Annotated in this window: 13 protein-coding genes; 10 read left to right on the top strand and 3 right to left on the bottom strand. The window is 49.4% G+C overall.

Features of this window, described 5'->3' with window-relative positions; all coding sequences use genetic code 11:
- Nucleotides 1–2: 2 nt before the first annotated feature.
- From Q4E40_RS07125 to Q4E40_RS07145, 5 genes are all read left to right on the top strand, one after another.
- On the top strand, nucleotides 3–1079 hold the full coding sequence (locus Q4E40_RS07125) for a COX15/CtaA family protein (RefSeq protein WP_303411030.1): 1077 nt from the start codon (nucleotides 3–5) through the stop codon (nucleotides 1077–1079).
- Complete coding sequence (gene cyoE, locus Q4E40_RS07130) at nucleotides 1079–1975, top strand: heme o synthase (protein ID WP_303411031.1); 897 nt, start codon at nucleotides 1079–1081, stop codon at nucleotides 1973–1975. Before Q4E40_RS07125 ends, cyoE begins: the two co-directional genes overlap by 1 nt.
- Before the next feature lie 4 nt (nucleotides 1976–1979).
- On the top strand, nucleotides 1980–2570 hold the full coding sequence (locus Q4E40_RS07135) for a cytochrome c oxidase subunit 3 (protein WP_303411032.1): 591 nt from the start codon (nucleotides 1980–1982) through the stop codon (nucleotides 2568–2570).
- Between the two features lie 25 nt (nucleotides 2571–2595).
- Nucleotides 2596–3342 carry a cytochrome c oxidase subunit 3 gene (locus tag Q4E40_RS07140; RefSeq protein WP_303411033.1) on the top strand — a complete coding sequence of 249 codons (747 nt, stop codon included), beginning with the start codon at nucleotides 2596–2598 and terminating at the stop codon, nucleotides 3340–3342.
- 75 nt (nucleotides 3343–3417) lie between these two features.
- Entirely contained in the window at nucleotides 3418–3765 is a 348-nt protein-coding gene (locus Q4E40_RS07145; protein WP_188502955.1) for a cytochrome C oxidase subunit IV family protein, read from the top strand.
- Nucleotides 3766–3815: 50 nt separating this feature from the next.
- Here the strand turns inward: Q4E40_RS07145 and Q4E40_RS07150 are convergent, their stop codons facing one another.
- The gene (locus Q4E40_RS07150; protein WP_303411034.1) at nucleotides 3816–3950 is read right to left on the bottom strand and encodes a hypothetical protein; all 135 of its coding nucleotides are present in this window, start codon (nucleotides 3948–3950) and stop codon (nucleotides 3816–3818) included.
- Here Q4E40_RS07150 and Q4E40_RS07155 point away from each other — a divergent pair, their 5' ends adjacent.
- The 5 genes from Q4E40_RS07155 (at nucleotide 3951) to Q4E40_RS07175 (ending at nucleotide 12746) form a co-directional block, all read left to right on the top strand.
- The gene (locus tag Q4E40_RS07155; RefSeq protein WP_303411035.1) at nucleotides 3951–4445 is read left to right on the top strand and encodes an SCO family protein; all 495 of its coding nucleotides are present in this window, start codon (nucleotides 3951–3953) and stop codon (nucleotides 4443–4445) included.
- Nucleotides 4423–4977: a DUF420 domain-containing protein gene (locus tag Q4E40_RS07160; RefSeq protein WP_303411036.1), complete on the top strand. Its 555-nt coding sequence runs from the start codon at nucleotides 4423–4425 to the stop codon at nucleotides 4975–4977. Before Q4E40_RS07155 ends, Q4E40_RS07160 begins: the two co-directional genes overlap by 23 nt.
- A 32-nt stretch (nucleotides 4978–5009) precedes the next feature.
- Nucleotides 5010–5279 carry a hypothetical protein gene (locus tag Q4E40_RS07165; protein WP_303411037.1) on the top strand — a complete coding sequence of 90 codons (270 nt, stop codon included), beginning with the start codon at nucleotides 5010–5012 and terminating at the stop codon, nucleotides 5277–5279.
- Nucleotides 5280–5559: 280 nt separating this feature from the next.
- Nucleotides 5560–9267, top strand: coding sequence for an ATP-binding protein (locus tag Q4E40_RS07170; RefSeq protein WP_303411039.1), 3708 nt, complete (start codon nucleotides 5560–5562; stop codon nucleotides 9265–9267).
- A complete protein-coding gene (locus Q4E40_RS07175) occupies nucleotides 9264–12746 on the top strand; it encodes a hypothetical protein (protein ID WP_303411041.1) in 3483 nt (1160 codons plus the stop codon). Before Q4E40_RS07170 ends, Q4E40_RS07175 begins: the two co-directional genes overlap by 4 nt.
- Here the strand turns inward: Q4E40_RS07175 and Q4E40_RS07180 are convergent.
- A complete protein-coding gene (locus Q4E40_RS07180; RefSeq protein ID WP_303411043.1) occupies nucleotides 12743–13480 on the bottom strand; it encodes a LytR/AlgR family response regulator transcription factor in 738 nt (245 codons plus the stop codon). The genes Q4E40_RS07175 and Q4E40_RS07180 overlap by 4 nt on opposite strands.
- Nucleotides 13477–14535, bottom strand: coding sequence for a sensor histidine kinase (locus tag Q4E40_RS07185; protein WP_303411044.1), 1059 nt, complete (start codon nucleotides 14533–14535; stop codon nucleotides 13477–13479). Before Q4E40_RS07185 ends, Q4E40_RS07180 begins: the two co-directional genes overlap by 4 nt.
- Nucleotides 14536–14688: the final 153 nt, after the last annotated feature.

The raw sequence follows: 14688 nt of genomic DNA on the forward strand, positions 1-14688 counted from the left end.
AAATGATAGATAAATCTTTTCCATACAAAAGGTTTAAGAATATTGGAGTACTAACAGTAGTAGCTGTTTACTTTCTAATATTAGTTGGAGGAATCGTGCGGAGCACAGGCTCAGGAATGGGATGTCCTGACTGGCCCAAGTGTTTTGGCAGTTGGGTTCCTCCAACTGATGTTAGCCAATTGCCAGATGATTATCTGGAAGTCTACAAGGAACAGCGTGTAGAAAAGAATCAGAAACTAGCAGGGTTTCTGAATAAGGTAGGGTTTGAAAAAGTAGCTACAGAATTACGCGATCACCCGCTGCAACACATCGAAACAGATTTCAATGTGACTAAGACGTGGATAGAATATATCAACCGTCTGGTAGGGGCCGTGATCGGTGTATTGATTTTCCTGACGGTGCTTTATGCTATACCTTATCTTAAAACTGACAAGTCAGTTTTTTATCTCTCGCTGCTAAGTTTTATACTGGTGGGTTTCCAGGGTTGGTTAGGTTCCATCGTGGTGTCTACGAACCTGTTACCAGTTACTATTACTATCCATATGGCCCTGGCCCTGGTGCTGGTAGCCCTGCTGCAGTACGCGGTTATTCGTTCGCAGGCTGTTTTTATTGCACCTCGGATCAACGCTTCCAGGCACCTGTTTTTTGTTATCGGACTGGTAGCTGCCGCTACTTTTGTACAGATTCTGATAGGAACGCAGGTACGTGAAGAAGTGGATATCGTAGCATTTGAAATGAATGGAAGTAACAGAGATCTTTGGGTAGACCAACTTGGGCTGAGTTTCTTTATCCATCGCTCTTTCTCTATCCTGTTACTGGCGATGCATGTTTATATGGCTTATTTAATTTATAAGCTAAAAGACCGCCAGTTGAATATGATGGTAAACTGGATGATGGTGCTGCTCGTTGCTGAGATCGCATTTGGGGTAATCATGGCTTATTTTGCTATACCTGCCTTCTTGCAACCATTGCACCTGACGATAGCTACCCTGCTATTTGGCGTTCAGTTTCTAATATTGATTTTTTATTACTACGCCTCTAAAAAGGCGGTCGAAAAACCGGTAGTGGTTCTTAACTAATGATTACAGATAGGTCAGAATCGGTAGTGTCTTTAGGTAGTACGGCACAAAAAGCAACAGCATACTTTAAACTCCTCAAGTTTAGACTGAGTTTTACAGTGGCTTTTTCAAGTGGCATAGGCTATATACTGGGGCATCCGGGAGGAAGTTGGGTAAAGATTGCATTGGTGATGCTGGGTGGATTAATGGTCACAGGCGCTGCCAACATTGTGAATCAGATCCTGGAGAAGGACCTCGATAAGTTAATGAAGCGCACGGCAAACAGGCCGCTTCCAACAAGTACGCTTAGTGTAGCGGAAGCTGCTACGTTTGGTGTGCTGATAGGAGTGGGGGGCTTGTTGATCCTGGCTGGTTTCTTTAATACGCTGACAGCAGCCATTGCACTGTTATCGCTCATTCTTTATGGATTCATTTATACGCCACTGAAGCGGATCAGCCCCATCAATGTTTTTGTTGGTGCTATACCTGGCGCATTGCCTCCACTGATTGGTTGGGTGGCTGCGACAGGTGTCGTGAGCGTGGAAGCCTGGATTCTTTTCGGTATACAGTTTATCTGGCAATTTCCGCATTTCTGGGCCATTGCCTGGGTGCTGGACGAAGATTACAAAAGAGCTGGATTCAAAATGCTTCCTATGGAAGGCGGAAAGAACCTGAAAACTGCGATCCAGATCATGATCTATACCTTGCTTCTGATTCCGCTTAGCTTGTTGCCTTTGCAGTTTGGGATGACGGGTACTACTTCAGCGCTGATCGCTGTGATCTGTGGCGTTTTGTTTCTGGCTCAGACTTTTCATTTGATGCGCACTTGTACCAACAAGGCTGCGATGAACATTATGTTTGGGTCCTTTTTGTATTTGCCTATCGTGCAGATAGCTTTCGTTTTAGATAAAATTTAGGAATATGGATATGGTTGCCAAATCATTGGGGGAAGAGAACAACACAGGTGGGATACATCCATTAAAATTCACGCTGTCGTTGCTTATTATTAGTATAATTATGATGTTTGCAGCCTTTACGAGCGCATATTTGGTGCGTCGTGCGGAGGGCAACTGGCTAGAGTTTGACCTGCCAAACATCCTGTTGATTAACACCGTGATTATTGCCTTGAGCAGTGTTACGATGCAGCTTGCCAATAATGCAGCAGCTCAGGACAATATAGCCCGGCTGCGTCTAATGTTGTACCTAACGTTCGGGTTGGGCATCGCTTTTCTGATCGGACAGTGGAACGGATGGGCTGAATTGGTAAGCAATAATGTGTACTTCGGAGGAGACGCTAGCAACCCTTCTGGTTCATTTATGTATGTATTAACGGGTGTACACGGTTTTCACCTGATCACTGGCCTCATTTATGTGGCGCTGGTAATAATGTCAAGTTTACGTTACAAGGTTCACTCTAAGAGCATGCTGCGTATACAGCTTTGCACCATTTACTGGCACTTCCTGGGTGGCCTTTGGCTATACTTGTATATATTTTTGAGACTAAATCACTAAACACGTTTTTTTTCAATACTAAACTATGTCTACATCAACTACGCTGGAAGAACCTAAAACAGGTACATGGGACGGTGGCAATGAACCACTCAAGGCGAGCTATGGAAAACTCATGATGTGGTTTTTCCTTCTCTCTGACGCATTTACTTTTGGGGCATTCCTGATCGTTTATGGTTTGTCGCGTCACAGTCACTTGCCTTACACAGGGACTCCGGATGACTTTCAATTCTCTACAGAATGGTGGCCTATACCTGAGAAAGTGTTCAATGCTTTCCCTGGTTTTCATGGTGTAGATTTGCCGTTAGCATTCGTGGCATTGATGACCATGATCCTCATTTTGAGTTCTGTAACAATGGTACTGGCTGTGGAAGCTGGTCACCGTATGGACAAGAATGACGTGCAGAAGTGGTTGCTATGGACAATCTTGTTCGGTGGCACTTTCCTGGGCTGCCAGGCCTGGGAGTGGACTCACTTTATAACCGGTACTGACGAAGGCATGCTTTTGGCTGACGGTTCAAGGGTATTTGGGGCTAACATGGTCATGAACCAATACGGTCCACCGTTGTTTGCCAACCTGTTCTTCTTTATCACAGGTTTCCACGGTTTCCACGTAACCATAGGTTGGGTACTTCTGGTGATTGCCTTTATCAGCACGGTGAATGGCGTATACCATAAGCGTGGGCATTACGAGATGGTGGAGAAGATTGGTCTGTACTGGCACTTTGTAGACCTGGTATGGGTATTCGTATTTACTTTCTTCTACCTGATCTAATTAACAAGTCAAACTTTAAAACAGATGCAGTATCCGTGAAATACCGGATACTGCCTTATAAAAATAAAGCATACTATGGCAGCTCACTCGGATCACTCCAACGATTTTCACCAGACAGGTGAAATACCTAAAGCGCAGACAAAGGTTATCTGGAAAACGTTTTTTATCCTGGTAGCATTGACAGCGGTTGAGTTTCTTTTCGCTTTTACAATGGATGCAGGAACACTGCGTAATGCTATCTTCATTGTGTTGACCATTTTCAAAGCGTTTTACATTGTAGCAGAGTTTATGCACTTAAAGCATGAAACGAAGGCTTTGATCTGGTCTATCATTATACCACTGGCCCTTATTATGTGGCTTATGGTAGCACTTATTTCGGAAGGAAGCTATTACTTCGATTCCATTACAAACTACTTCAACTAAGTACACTGATTATGAGTAACTCAAAGGCACTAATATTAGGGATCCTACTATTAGTGCCTCTTCTTATTTTTATATTTATCGGTAGTTTTGGTGAACACCACTACACGCTCCGTAAATATTTCCCTCAGGTTACCGCCACCGGTGATGTCGTGCGTGATGCACAGGGTGATACGCTTTTCAATCAAGTGCCTGCATACGAATTCACTTCGCAGCAAGGGCAGACAATCTCTCAGAACGAGTTGGATGGCAATATCTATGTAGCCGACTTTTTCTTTGCGACCTGTCCGGATATTTGCAAGGAAATGTCTTCGCAAATGGTACGTGTGCAGGAAGCCTTTCAGGATGAAGAGCAGGTAAAACTGGTATCCTTTTCGGTTAATCCGGAACACGACACCCCAGAAGTGCTAAGTGAATATGGTGAGCGCTATAACGCCGACCCTGCCAAGTGGTACTTTCTGACTGGAGACCGCGATAAAATCTACAACCTGGCACAGAAGGGCTTTTACTTGCCCGTGATGAAGGTAGAAGGACAGCAAGACTTTATACACAGCGAGAAATTTATGCTGGTGGACAAGGACAGGTATGTGAGAGGTATCTATGACGGTACCGACAAGGAGGATGTGGATCGCCTGATACTGGAAATTAAAGTTCTTTTAGATGAATACAGCAAATCAAAATAGTACCGCTGCTCGCAATGACAAAAAATTCTTAGTAGTAATAGCTATTTTGTCCATTGCCATACCTGCCGTAGTGGCCATGCTTTTCTTTATGCCGAAGGAGGGCTCGGATGCAGTTGATGTGTCTTTTCTACCAACACTGCATGCCATCTTGAACTCCCTGACTGCTTGCCTGCTGGTTATCGGCTATTATAACATCCGGAAAGGCAATGTGAAAGTCCATCGCACTGCCATGGGTACCGCTTTTGGGCTGTCTGCTATTTTCCTGATATCCTACGTTACCTACCACTTTCTGGGTGAGCGCACGATTTACGGCGGGGATGGTGTCCTGAAGCTGTTCTACTACTTCATACTGCTCACGCACATTGTGCTGGCCGTAGTGATCGTGCCATTGGTACTGCTCTCCGTATACTTCGCCCTGTCTGAGCAATTTGCCCGTCACCGTCGTATATCAAAGTGGACCTTTCCGATCTGGCTCTATGTGGCCGTGACCGGTGTGCTCGTCTACATGATGATTTATCCGTATTATAGTTAGAACCAGGAACATTAAACGCTTGTTTTAAGATTATGAAACGTCAAATATTCAGAATACTTTTTACTGGCCTGCTGCTGCTTACCTTAAGTTTTGTGTCAACAGAGGCCTTTAGCCAGTGTGCCATGTGCCGTGCCACGGTAGAGTCTAACGTGGGTACCGGTAAAACAGACTCTGATTCCCAGGTGGGAGCGGGGCTCAACACAGGCATCCTATACCTCATGCTGATTCCTTATTTACTGGTCGGTACAGTAGGGTTTATGTGGTATAAGAGCAACCGCATGAAAAAAGCGAAAGCCGCTTAAGCAGTTATCTGTAACAGAAATACCTGTCCGGATAGCCAATTTCTAAATCCGGTTGCTAATATGTTTTACGAAGGACCACATGCAGGCTAGTTGCCCTGTATGTGGTCTTCTTTTTGGTATAGAAGTAATTTCTGGAGTGAAATTTGATCCGGTATTGCCACGGAATTCGCGCGGATGCCGGAGTTAAACATGGCTTGAGGTAAAGGCTTACATTTTAGCCGCCTATAAGTCATGCTCTTATAACCCGAATTGCTTAAATTCGTGGATAATTCATGCTGCTTTGAACCGGAAAATTGCCCCGATCGTCTTATTTGCCCTTGCTGTGCTGTGCTTTATGGCGACAGCTTTTTTGCATTATAGGGTACCGGCTTCCTGGCTTGATGCCGAAAGAGAGCAGACCCAACAGCGCATTACCAAGCGGGTACAGGCGCTGTTGTCAGATGCAGAGCAGGAGGCGATCCGCTTGGGTGATCAGCTCCAAAACGATCAGATCAGCTTTTCGAAGTTACTCTCCAAAACACATTATCCCACTTTTGTATATAAGAACGGCCGTCTGGTGTTCTGGTCTGACCATACAGTTATACCTGACTTGGATCTGCCACCAACAGCCCGTTCCATTTCCACCATCCGGAACAGCTATGGTACGTTTGTAGTCATGCCGTATCGTTTCAGTGATTATCATATTTTCACTTACATACCATTGCAGGTAGACTATAGCAAGACCCCGGATTTACTTTCGTCGGGCTTGCAGAAGAGTATTTTCGGGAAAGCAGATGTGCGCTTGGTGCTCGACAATCCCGGGCAGTTGCCGCAGGTAAAGAGCAGTCAGGGAGATTTCCTTTTCGCGGTCGACCATGGATCAGGGAGAATAGACGCTGGTTTTGACAACCTGCAGCTCGTCTTGCTCATCTTAGGGACCATCTTTTTTATCTGGTTCAGCATTTTGTTAAGCCGGTACTTTTTAAGGCGACACCGCTATACGGAAGGCATTGTGTTGCTGCTGGCGCTACTGGTAAGTTTTCGGTTTGCGCTTTTATTCCTGAATCTCCCGTTTCTGATCGTGGAGACGGAGCTGTTTGACCCTCGCCTGTATGCCGCTTCCTTCTGGTCTCCATCAGTGGGTGATCTGGCACTGAATGTATTGCTGCTCGTTACAGTAGCCTGGGCTGCATATTACCTGTTTCATAAGAATGAGGTGCTGCCTACTGTTAAGGCTTACTCTCCGGGAAAAAGCAAAATAGCGATTGGTATCGCGATGCTTGCGTTTTTTGGGCTACTGGCTATTTTGTTCCGCTTTTACTACGGTATTTACCACAACTCTCCGCTAGCCCTCGACATCAATCAGTCCATTGCCTTGGAACGGTACAAGCTGGTGATGTATAGCCTGATGTTCCTGCATACTGTAGCCCTGAGCCTCTTTGCCTATATGCTGGCTTCGGTTGTGAACGTGCTGTTGCGAAAGTTAAATGGTTGGTGGCCTTACCAGGTTTTGGTAGGTATAGCGGTAGTCCTGACAGTGCTGTCGTTGATATTCGATATGCGTTGGGTATCCGTGCTCCTGATCGGTACCGTTTTCTGGGCGATCGTCCTACTGGCGGCGCAGCATCGGCAGGCGATTAGTTTGCCTTACCGTACCTACCTCTTCTTCTTTTTGATCATCGCCGTTAGCAGCCTGACGGGTGCTGCATCGCTCTATACGCACTTCCAGAGTGAGTTATTGGCCTATAAGCAGAAGTTCGCATTTGACCTGATGCAGGGCAATGATGTGCTGGCTGAGTATCTGCTGGAAGAGGATGTGGCGGTGCGCGTGTCAGAAGATGTGCTGATTCAAACAAAAATGAAGGGGCCCTATGTAGATGCTTTCTTTATCAAGCGGAAGATTTCGCGTCAGTTTTTACCAGACTATTTTGATAAGTATGAGGCCAACATCCTGCTTTTTGACAGCCAGGGGCGCACGCTGGAAAGTGCCGATACCACGGCTGCGACCCTAGACGAGTTACGGAAAAAGTACGCTACCCCCCGCAACAAGACAGAATACAAGAACCTATACCTGGTAAACGACCCGGCGCGCCCGCATACCCGTTTTTATTTAAAGTTGATCGAAGTCCCCTTGGGCACGCAGCTGTATGGTACCATTGTGTTGCAGCTGAGTCTGAAAGAGCTGCTCCCAAACAGCCTGGTGCCGGAGCTATTAGCAGGTCAGCAACACCAACAGCCATTCCGGGCTGATATTCTGAGTTACGGGATTTACGAAAAAGGCAGGCTGACTTACAGCGAAGGAGAATTCGACTACGCGACCAATTTCGATCGAAGTCAGTTAGAGCGGAATGAGCTATACCGCCAGGGAGCAACCGAAGAGGGCTTTCACCATTTGGGGGTAAAAACCGATTCCGGACCGACGGTGATCATCACGACCAGTAAGTACGGTGCCCGCGAAGTGCTTTCTAATTTTTCATTCCTGTTCCTGTTCTTTACCGCCTGCCTGATTGTGGTGGCCGTGCTGTATGTTTTATTCAACCGGGCGCGACTACGTGATTTTCAGCCGAACTTTAGTACCAAGATTCAGCTTTTCCTGAATTTCGGTATCCTGCTGCCCTTGATGCTGGTGAGTATCGTGACGGCCAGTCTGGTGACCAGCTCCTACAAGAAAGACCTGCTTTCGTCTTACGAAAAGAAGGGGGAGGCCATTCAGGATCATCTGAGCAGGCCGACCACGCTGGAAGTAATGCCAGACCGCAACCGCCTGCTTCGCCGTGTCGCTTCCATTGCGGCTTTGTCCGAGGCCGATGTCAGTTTGTATGATCGTAACGGACGCCTGCTGGTCACCAGCCAACCGCTCATTTTTGAGTCGGGCCTGCTTTCCAAACTGGTTAACCCCAATGCCTTTGCGGCCATTTCAGAGCGGCAGGCCTTGCGGGTGCTGCTTGATGAGCACGCCGGCAACCTGAGCTTCAATGCGCTATACCTGCCACTCCGCCCCGACAACGATCCTGAAAAACTCATTGGCTTTATAGGTATACCTTTCTTCGACTCAGAGCGCCAGCTGGACCTGAAGCTGATCGAGCTTATCACGACGACGATGAACATCTTTACAGTCATGTTCATCGTGTTCATCATCCTGACCTTCTTCGCTTCCAGAGCCCTCACAGTGCCGTTGCGTATGTTGGCCGATAAGCTAAAGCATACCTCCCTGACAGGAAAAAACGAGATGCTGGCGTATGAGGGTGCCGATGAGATCGGGATGCTGGTGAATGAGTATAACCGCATGCTGCTGACGCTGGAGCAGAATAAGGTGGAGCTGGCGATGCGCGAGAAGGAAGCGGCCTGGCGCGAAATGGCACGGCAGGTGGCGCACGAGATCAAAAATCCGCTCACCCCAATGAAGCTTTCGCTGCAGTACCTTCAGAAGGCCATTGCCGAAAAGAATCCGAACACGGAGCAGATGATCAACAAGATTTCGCACACGCTGATTACGCAGATCAACATCCTGAGCGATATTGCTACCTCGTTCTCTAACTTCACTTCCATGCCGGAGCCGAAAGCCGAACTGATGGACCTGGGGGCTGCGCTGCACAAAGCCGCGGACCTGCATACTAATCCGGCCTCTGTGAAAACAAAGCTGCGCATTCCGGAGGAGCCGGTGATGGTGATGGCCGACGAGGCACTGCTGGTGCGGACCTTCAATAACCTGCTATTAAATGCCATACAGGCGGTACCAGCTGACCGGAAGCCTGTGATCAAGATAGACCTGAAGGTGAACGGGGAGAATGAGGCGCTTGTTTCTATCGCTGATAACGGCAGCGGTATACCTGCCGAGATTCAGAACAAAGTGTTTATACCTAACTTCAGTACCAAGTACACGGGCTCAGGTATAGGACTGGCTGTTGCCAAAAAAGGAATTGAAAACGCCGGTGGTCGCATCTGGTTTGTGACAGAAGAAGGGGAGGGGACGACGTTTTACATTTCTTTACCGCTGGCCACCCCATGATCCGGTGTTTGGTTACCGGCGTTCTGCTGTCGCTGCTGAGCCTGTCTGCGCTGGCCCAGGCTCCCGTAAACAACCAGCACTGCAAATGGCTATACCTGACCGACTATCCTCAGCAGCTCGACACCCTGACCATCGATGTCAACAGCATTACCTTTGTAGGCCCGCGCAAAGACCAGTTCAAATTTGACTACAACTACTATACCCACGAGTTCAGGCTAACGGCGTTTCCGGCGCCCACTTTCCAGATCATGGATACGCTCGGAACGATGGTGCCTATACCTGACTCGGTGCTGGTGTGCTACAGAACCCTGCCGCTGAGTCTGGCCAAGCCCGCTTACCGCCGCGACATTATGAAACTGGACCGGAGCGGTTCGCCGAAAGAGCTGTATCAGGAGGACTTTGCCCAGCGGGAAGAGATTTTCAAAACTCCCAGACTCAATAAAACAGGCAGCATCTCACGCGGTATTTCGTTCGGTAACACGCAGAACGTATTTGTAAACTCGGCCCTGAACCTGCAGCTGGACGGGAAACTGACCGAAGACATCGACATCACAGCGGCTATTACGGACCAGAATATACCTTTCCAGCCGGAGGGGAATACGCAGCAGTTGAACGAGTTTGACCGGGTATACATCACGCTCAAGCACAGGCAGTGGCAACTGTCGGCGGGGGATGTGGTATTGCGCAGCAAGCCGTCGTACTTCATGCAGTTTTACAAGAACGTGCAGGGCGGTGCTTTCGAAACTACTTTTGGGAAATCTCCGGAAAAGCTGGGCACTACTACGGTCGCTGCCTCGGTGTCGAAAGGCAAGTTTGCCTCGCAGGCCGTGGAGGCATTGGAAGGCGTGCAGGGACCTTACCGGTTGCGCGGACCGAACAACGAGCGCTTCATCATCGTGCTGGCCAATTCGGAGCGTGTCTTTCTGGACGGCCGCCTGCTGACCCGTGGCTTCGACTTCGATTATGTGATCGACTACAACCAGGCGGAGATTACCTTCACGACCCGTCATGTGATCACTAAAAACTCCCGTATCCGGGTAGACTTCGAGTACTCTGACCTGAACTACAGCCGCAGTATTTACCACGCCAGCCACTACCAGCAACTGGGTAAGGTGCAGGTATACGCCAACTACTACAACGAGTCCGATAACCCGAACAACCTGCTGCACCTCGATTTGCGCGACGATGAAAAACGCCTGCTCGCAGGTATAGGCGATAGCTTAGACATGGCCGTTACTTCAGGCGCGACACAGGTGCCTTTCGATCCGGCGCAGGTACTCTATGCCCAGCGCGACACGCTCGTAGACGGTGTGCCACAGCAGGTATACATGTACTCCAGTCACCCGGACTCGGCGGTTTACAATGTGCGGTTTTCGGAAGTAGGGGCAAACCGGGGCAACTACGTGACGGCCAACACTGCGGTGAATGGCAGGGTGTACCGCTGGGTGGCGCCTGTCAATGGCGTGCCGCAGGGCAATTATGCGCCTGTGCGTATACTGCCCACCCCCCGCAAAAAGCAGCTGATCACACTGGGTGGTAACTATGAACTGCAGAAAGGCGTGAATTTCTTCCTGGAAGGGGCCGCTTCGCAGAATGACCTGAACCGCTTCTCGCGCCTCGATGCGCAGGATGATAATGGGGCTGCCATGCGGGTAGGGTATGCCATACAGGACCGACAGCTCCCTTTCCTGGGAAAGTACCGTCTCAACAGCACGCTCAACTATGAGTATACCGACGTGAATTTTGAACCCATCGACCGCTATCGCCCCATTGAGTTCGACCGCGACTGGAGTCTGGATAACCCGAATCAGAAAGCAGAAGACCATATTTTTCACTTCTCGGTAGGAGCGGTGCGGGACCCACAGAATTTGGTCAACTACCGTATCAGCCGCCGCTACCGGCACCAGCAGGTGGACGGTACGCAGCACCAGTTGGATCTGAACCGTGCGTTTGGCAAACTGGAATTGCGCAACAGCTTTTTCATGCTGCACAGCGACCAGGCTACCAGGGAGTCGGAGTGGTACAGGGGCGATGTGGGGGCCAGGTATAGACTCGGCAAAATTGAGCCCGGCTACGTGTACCGCTTCGACAAAAACAAACTCACTGCCCTCGGCAACGATTCCGTGACAGGATCAGCTATGTATTTTGACGAGCATGTGTTTTTCGTGGAAAGCCCCGACACTGCCAAAACCCGCTTCCGGGTAGACTACAGCTACCGCACTGACCTGCGCCCAACAGCCCAGGGAGAGATGGGAGCACCGGAAATTGGCCAGACCTATAATGCCATGCTCCAGCGCAGGTATGGCCGCGACAGCGACATCGCCCTACAGGCCACTTACAGAAACCTGGAGCTTGCACAGGGGCTAGACGAAGAAACTGTGCAGTCGCGCATCGATTGGAACACCTCTTTTCTGGATGGCAGTTTCCGGTCTGAGATGAGCTATTCGGTAGGCACGGGCCGTGAGTTGAAGCGCATCTTCGTTTTCCGGGAAACCATGCCGGGGCAAGGTACGCACTACCTCCGCGAAGGCGGCAACCCCAACGACCTGAATGATTACCTCGAGGCACAGACAGTGGACCAGCGCCGTTTCATCAAAGTGTTTTTGCCGACGGACGAGTACATCAACGCCTATACCAACCGTTTTACCTACCGCCTGAACAGCAACGTGCCCCGCAGTTGGCGCAGCGCTGAGGGCTTTAAAGGTTTTATGGCCAAGTTCTCAGCCCTCAGCTTTGTCAGCATCGACAAGAAAACAACGGACGATGAGGTGATGAACCGTTTCAACCCGTTCAGTGAAGATTTTGAGGATGAATTTTTGATCTCGCTGGTGAAATCGCTGCGTAACACGCTATACTTTAACAGGAGCAATCCTAAGTATGGCCTGGAGTATACCGTGCAGCAGAATCAGCAGAAGTCGCTGCTGGCGAATGGCACCGAAACCCGCAGTGTCGGCAACCACCAACTGATCACCCGCCTCAACCTGAACGAAGTGCTGAGTACCAAGATCAGCCTGGCCCAGAACGTGCGGGATAACCGTTCCAACTTTTTGAGCTCGAAGAACTTCAGCATCGTGTCGCAGGAGCTTACACCGGAGCTAGCTTATCAGCCCAATGTCAAGCTGCGTTTTACAGGCACCTACCAACTGGCCCTGCGCGAGGACAAGCTCTCTCCCGCCGATGCAGAGCAGCAGGCGACCTTCCATGAACTGGGATTGGAGACAAAGCTAAGTCAGGTGAGCAAGCGCACCGTATCCGGGCTGGTCAAGTGGGTGAATATTGAGTTTGATGGCGACATGAATTCCTACGTGGGGTACGAGATCCTCAACGCCCTGCGCCCCGGCAACAACCTGACCTGGTCTTTTAACGTGCAGCAGCGCTTGAGCAACGGCCTCAACATTTCCCTTAACTACGACGGCCGCAAGGCCAACAGTGTAGGGGCGGTGCATACGGGGCGTACGCAGGTGTCGGTGTTGTTTTAATTGGTGCGCTTGCTCTTCAGTAGTTTGGCAGTTATCAGATCCAGCAGGGCCGTTCTGTAGCTCGACCCCATCGGCACTATGCTTCCGTTACTCAGCACGATCAGGTTTCCTTCTACCGTCTTGACTTTGGGCAGGTGCACAATAAACGACTTATGTACCCTGGCAAAGTCCGCGGAGGGCAAGTGCTCCTCTACTTCTTTCATGCTCAGGTAAGTGGTTAGCTTTTCGGTGGAGGTTTGGATGCGTACGTAGTTTTGCATCGCTTCCACATAGCTGATCTCTTCGAAGTTTACCCGCACAAACTTTCCTTTCACATCTGTCTTAATAAAGAAGTACCCATCACTTGGCGCTACAGCAGGTATAGCTTGCTTGGGTTGCAGACTCTCCCTTACCTTGGATACCGCTTTAAGGAAGCGTTCGTAGGAGATAGGCTTGAGTAGAAAGTCCACCGCATTCTTTTCGAAGGCCTGATAAGCATAGTCCGGGTAGGCGGTAGTGAAGACAACCGTGGTGCGGTTGTTGATAAGGCCGGCCAGGTCCACGCCTGAAAGTTGGGGCATGTCTACATCCAGGAACGTGATGTCGGCTGTCAGCTGCCCTGAAGCAATGGCATCGAGGGCGAGCAGTGGGTTCTCCTCGGCGCCTATCAGTTGCAGGCCGGGCGTGTTCTGGATATACCTGGACAGTACCTCGAGCGCATGGCGCTCATCGTCTACTACATAGCATGTGATCATGTCAGCTTTATTTTGAGGTGGACGGCATGGCGTTGTTCGTCTTCGTCTATTGTCAAGGCATAATCCTCTTCATCATAGAACTCACCAAGACGGGTTTTGGCGTTTTGTATGCCGATGCCATACCCGCGGCCGCCATGGTGCTTGCGCTTTTTGTTGCTGGTACTGAAGTGAAGCTGATCCTGGTGTTGCGAAACCGAAATGCAGGCAGCCTGGGTTGGGTCGGTGAGGTCACCGTGCTTAAAAGTATTCTCCACAAAAGTGAGGAGCAGCAGCGGCGGGATCTTGCCCTGCAGCCTGCCGCTGCACTTCATTTGCAGATGAAGCGGGTAACTGAAGCGGAGTTGGTTGAGGGCGATGTATTTTTCGATGTGCTCCACCTCATGCTGCAGGTCGGTTTTACCGTCTTCGTGAACCCGCTGAAGGGCATAGTGCATCACCTCCGAGAGCAGCAGCACGCCTTCTGAAGCTTTTGGCGAGACATCCTGCACTGAATTGTAGATAAAGTTGAGTGTGTTGAAAAGCAGGTGCGGGCTGATCTGGGCCTGCAGCAAGGCATTTTGGGAGAGGATCAAACCCTTTTCAAGCGCAGCTTTTTCATGCTCGGTTTGCAGTTGCTCCAACTCCATTTGGTTGATGCGCTTTTGATCTTTGATGGTCTGGCGGACAAACCAATAAGCGGTGCTGATGCCTATAAAGTAGATGCTTCGCCAAACTGAGCGCAGCATGAAAATCTTATCGAAATTAAATGGCCTTGGTACTTCCCGGAAATGGTTCAAGGTTGTTTCCAGGCCTAACTGCACGACAATATAGGCGCCTATGATCAGCGCAACCAGGAAAGGCAACATAAGCAGTCGCTTTCTCCTGGCCATGTGCCGCAGCACGACGTGGGAGAAAAAGTAAAACAGGATTATGTTGACCGTGTAATAACTGGCCCATTCCCACCATGCAATGTTACTGGGGTTCAGAAACTCGACTAGAGAAGCTTCATAAAGAATGAAAGCAGCCCAAGCGAGTATATGGTATAGGATAAGGCGGTAAGAGGCTTTAAAAGGCATGCATAAAGCAACGCATTACTTTGCTAACACGCAACACCATTCGTCTACAGCAAAAGTCTGTTCGTGTAATATATTTCAATCTTGATATATTAATTTATATATTAGTAAAGAAGGTGTAGGAGTGAGCCTGATCATCTCATAGAGTTTTGCTCT

Source organism: Pontibacter coccineus (genome assembly GCF_030546575.1).
In the GTDB taxonomy this organism is placed as follows: Bacteria; Bacteroidota; Bacteroidia; order Cytophagales; family Hymenobacteraceae; genus Pontibacter; species Pontibacter coccineus.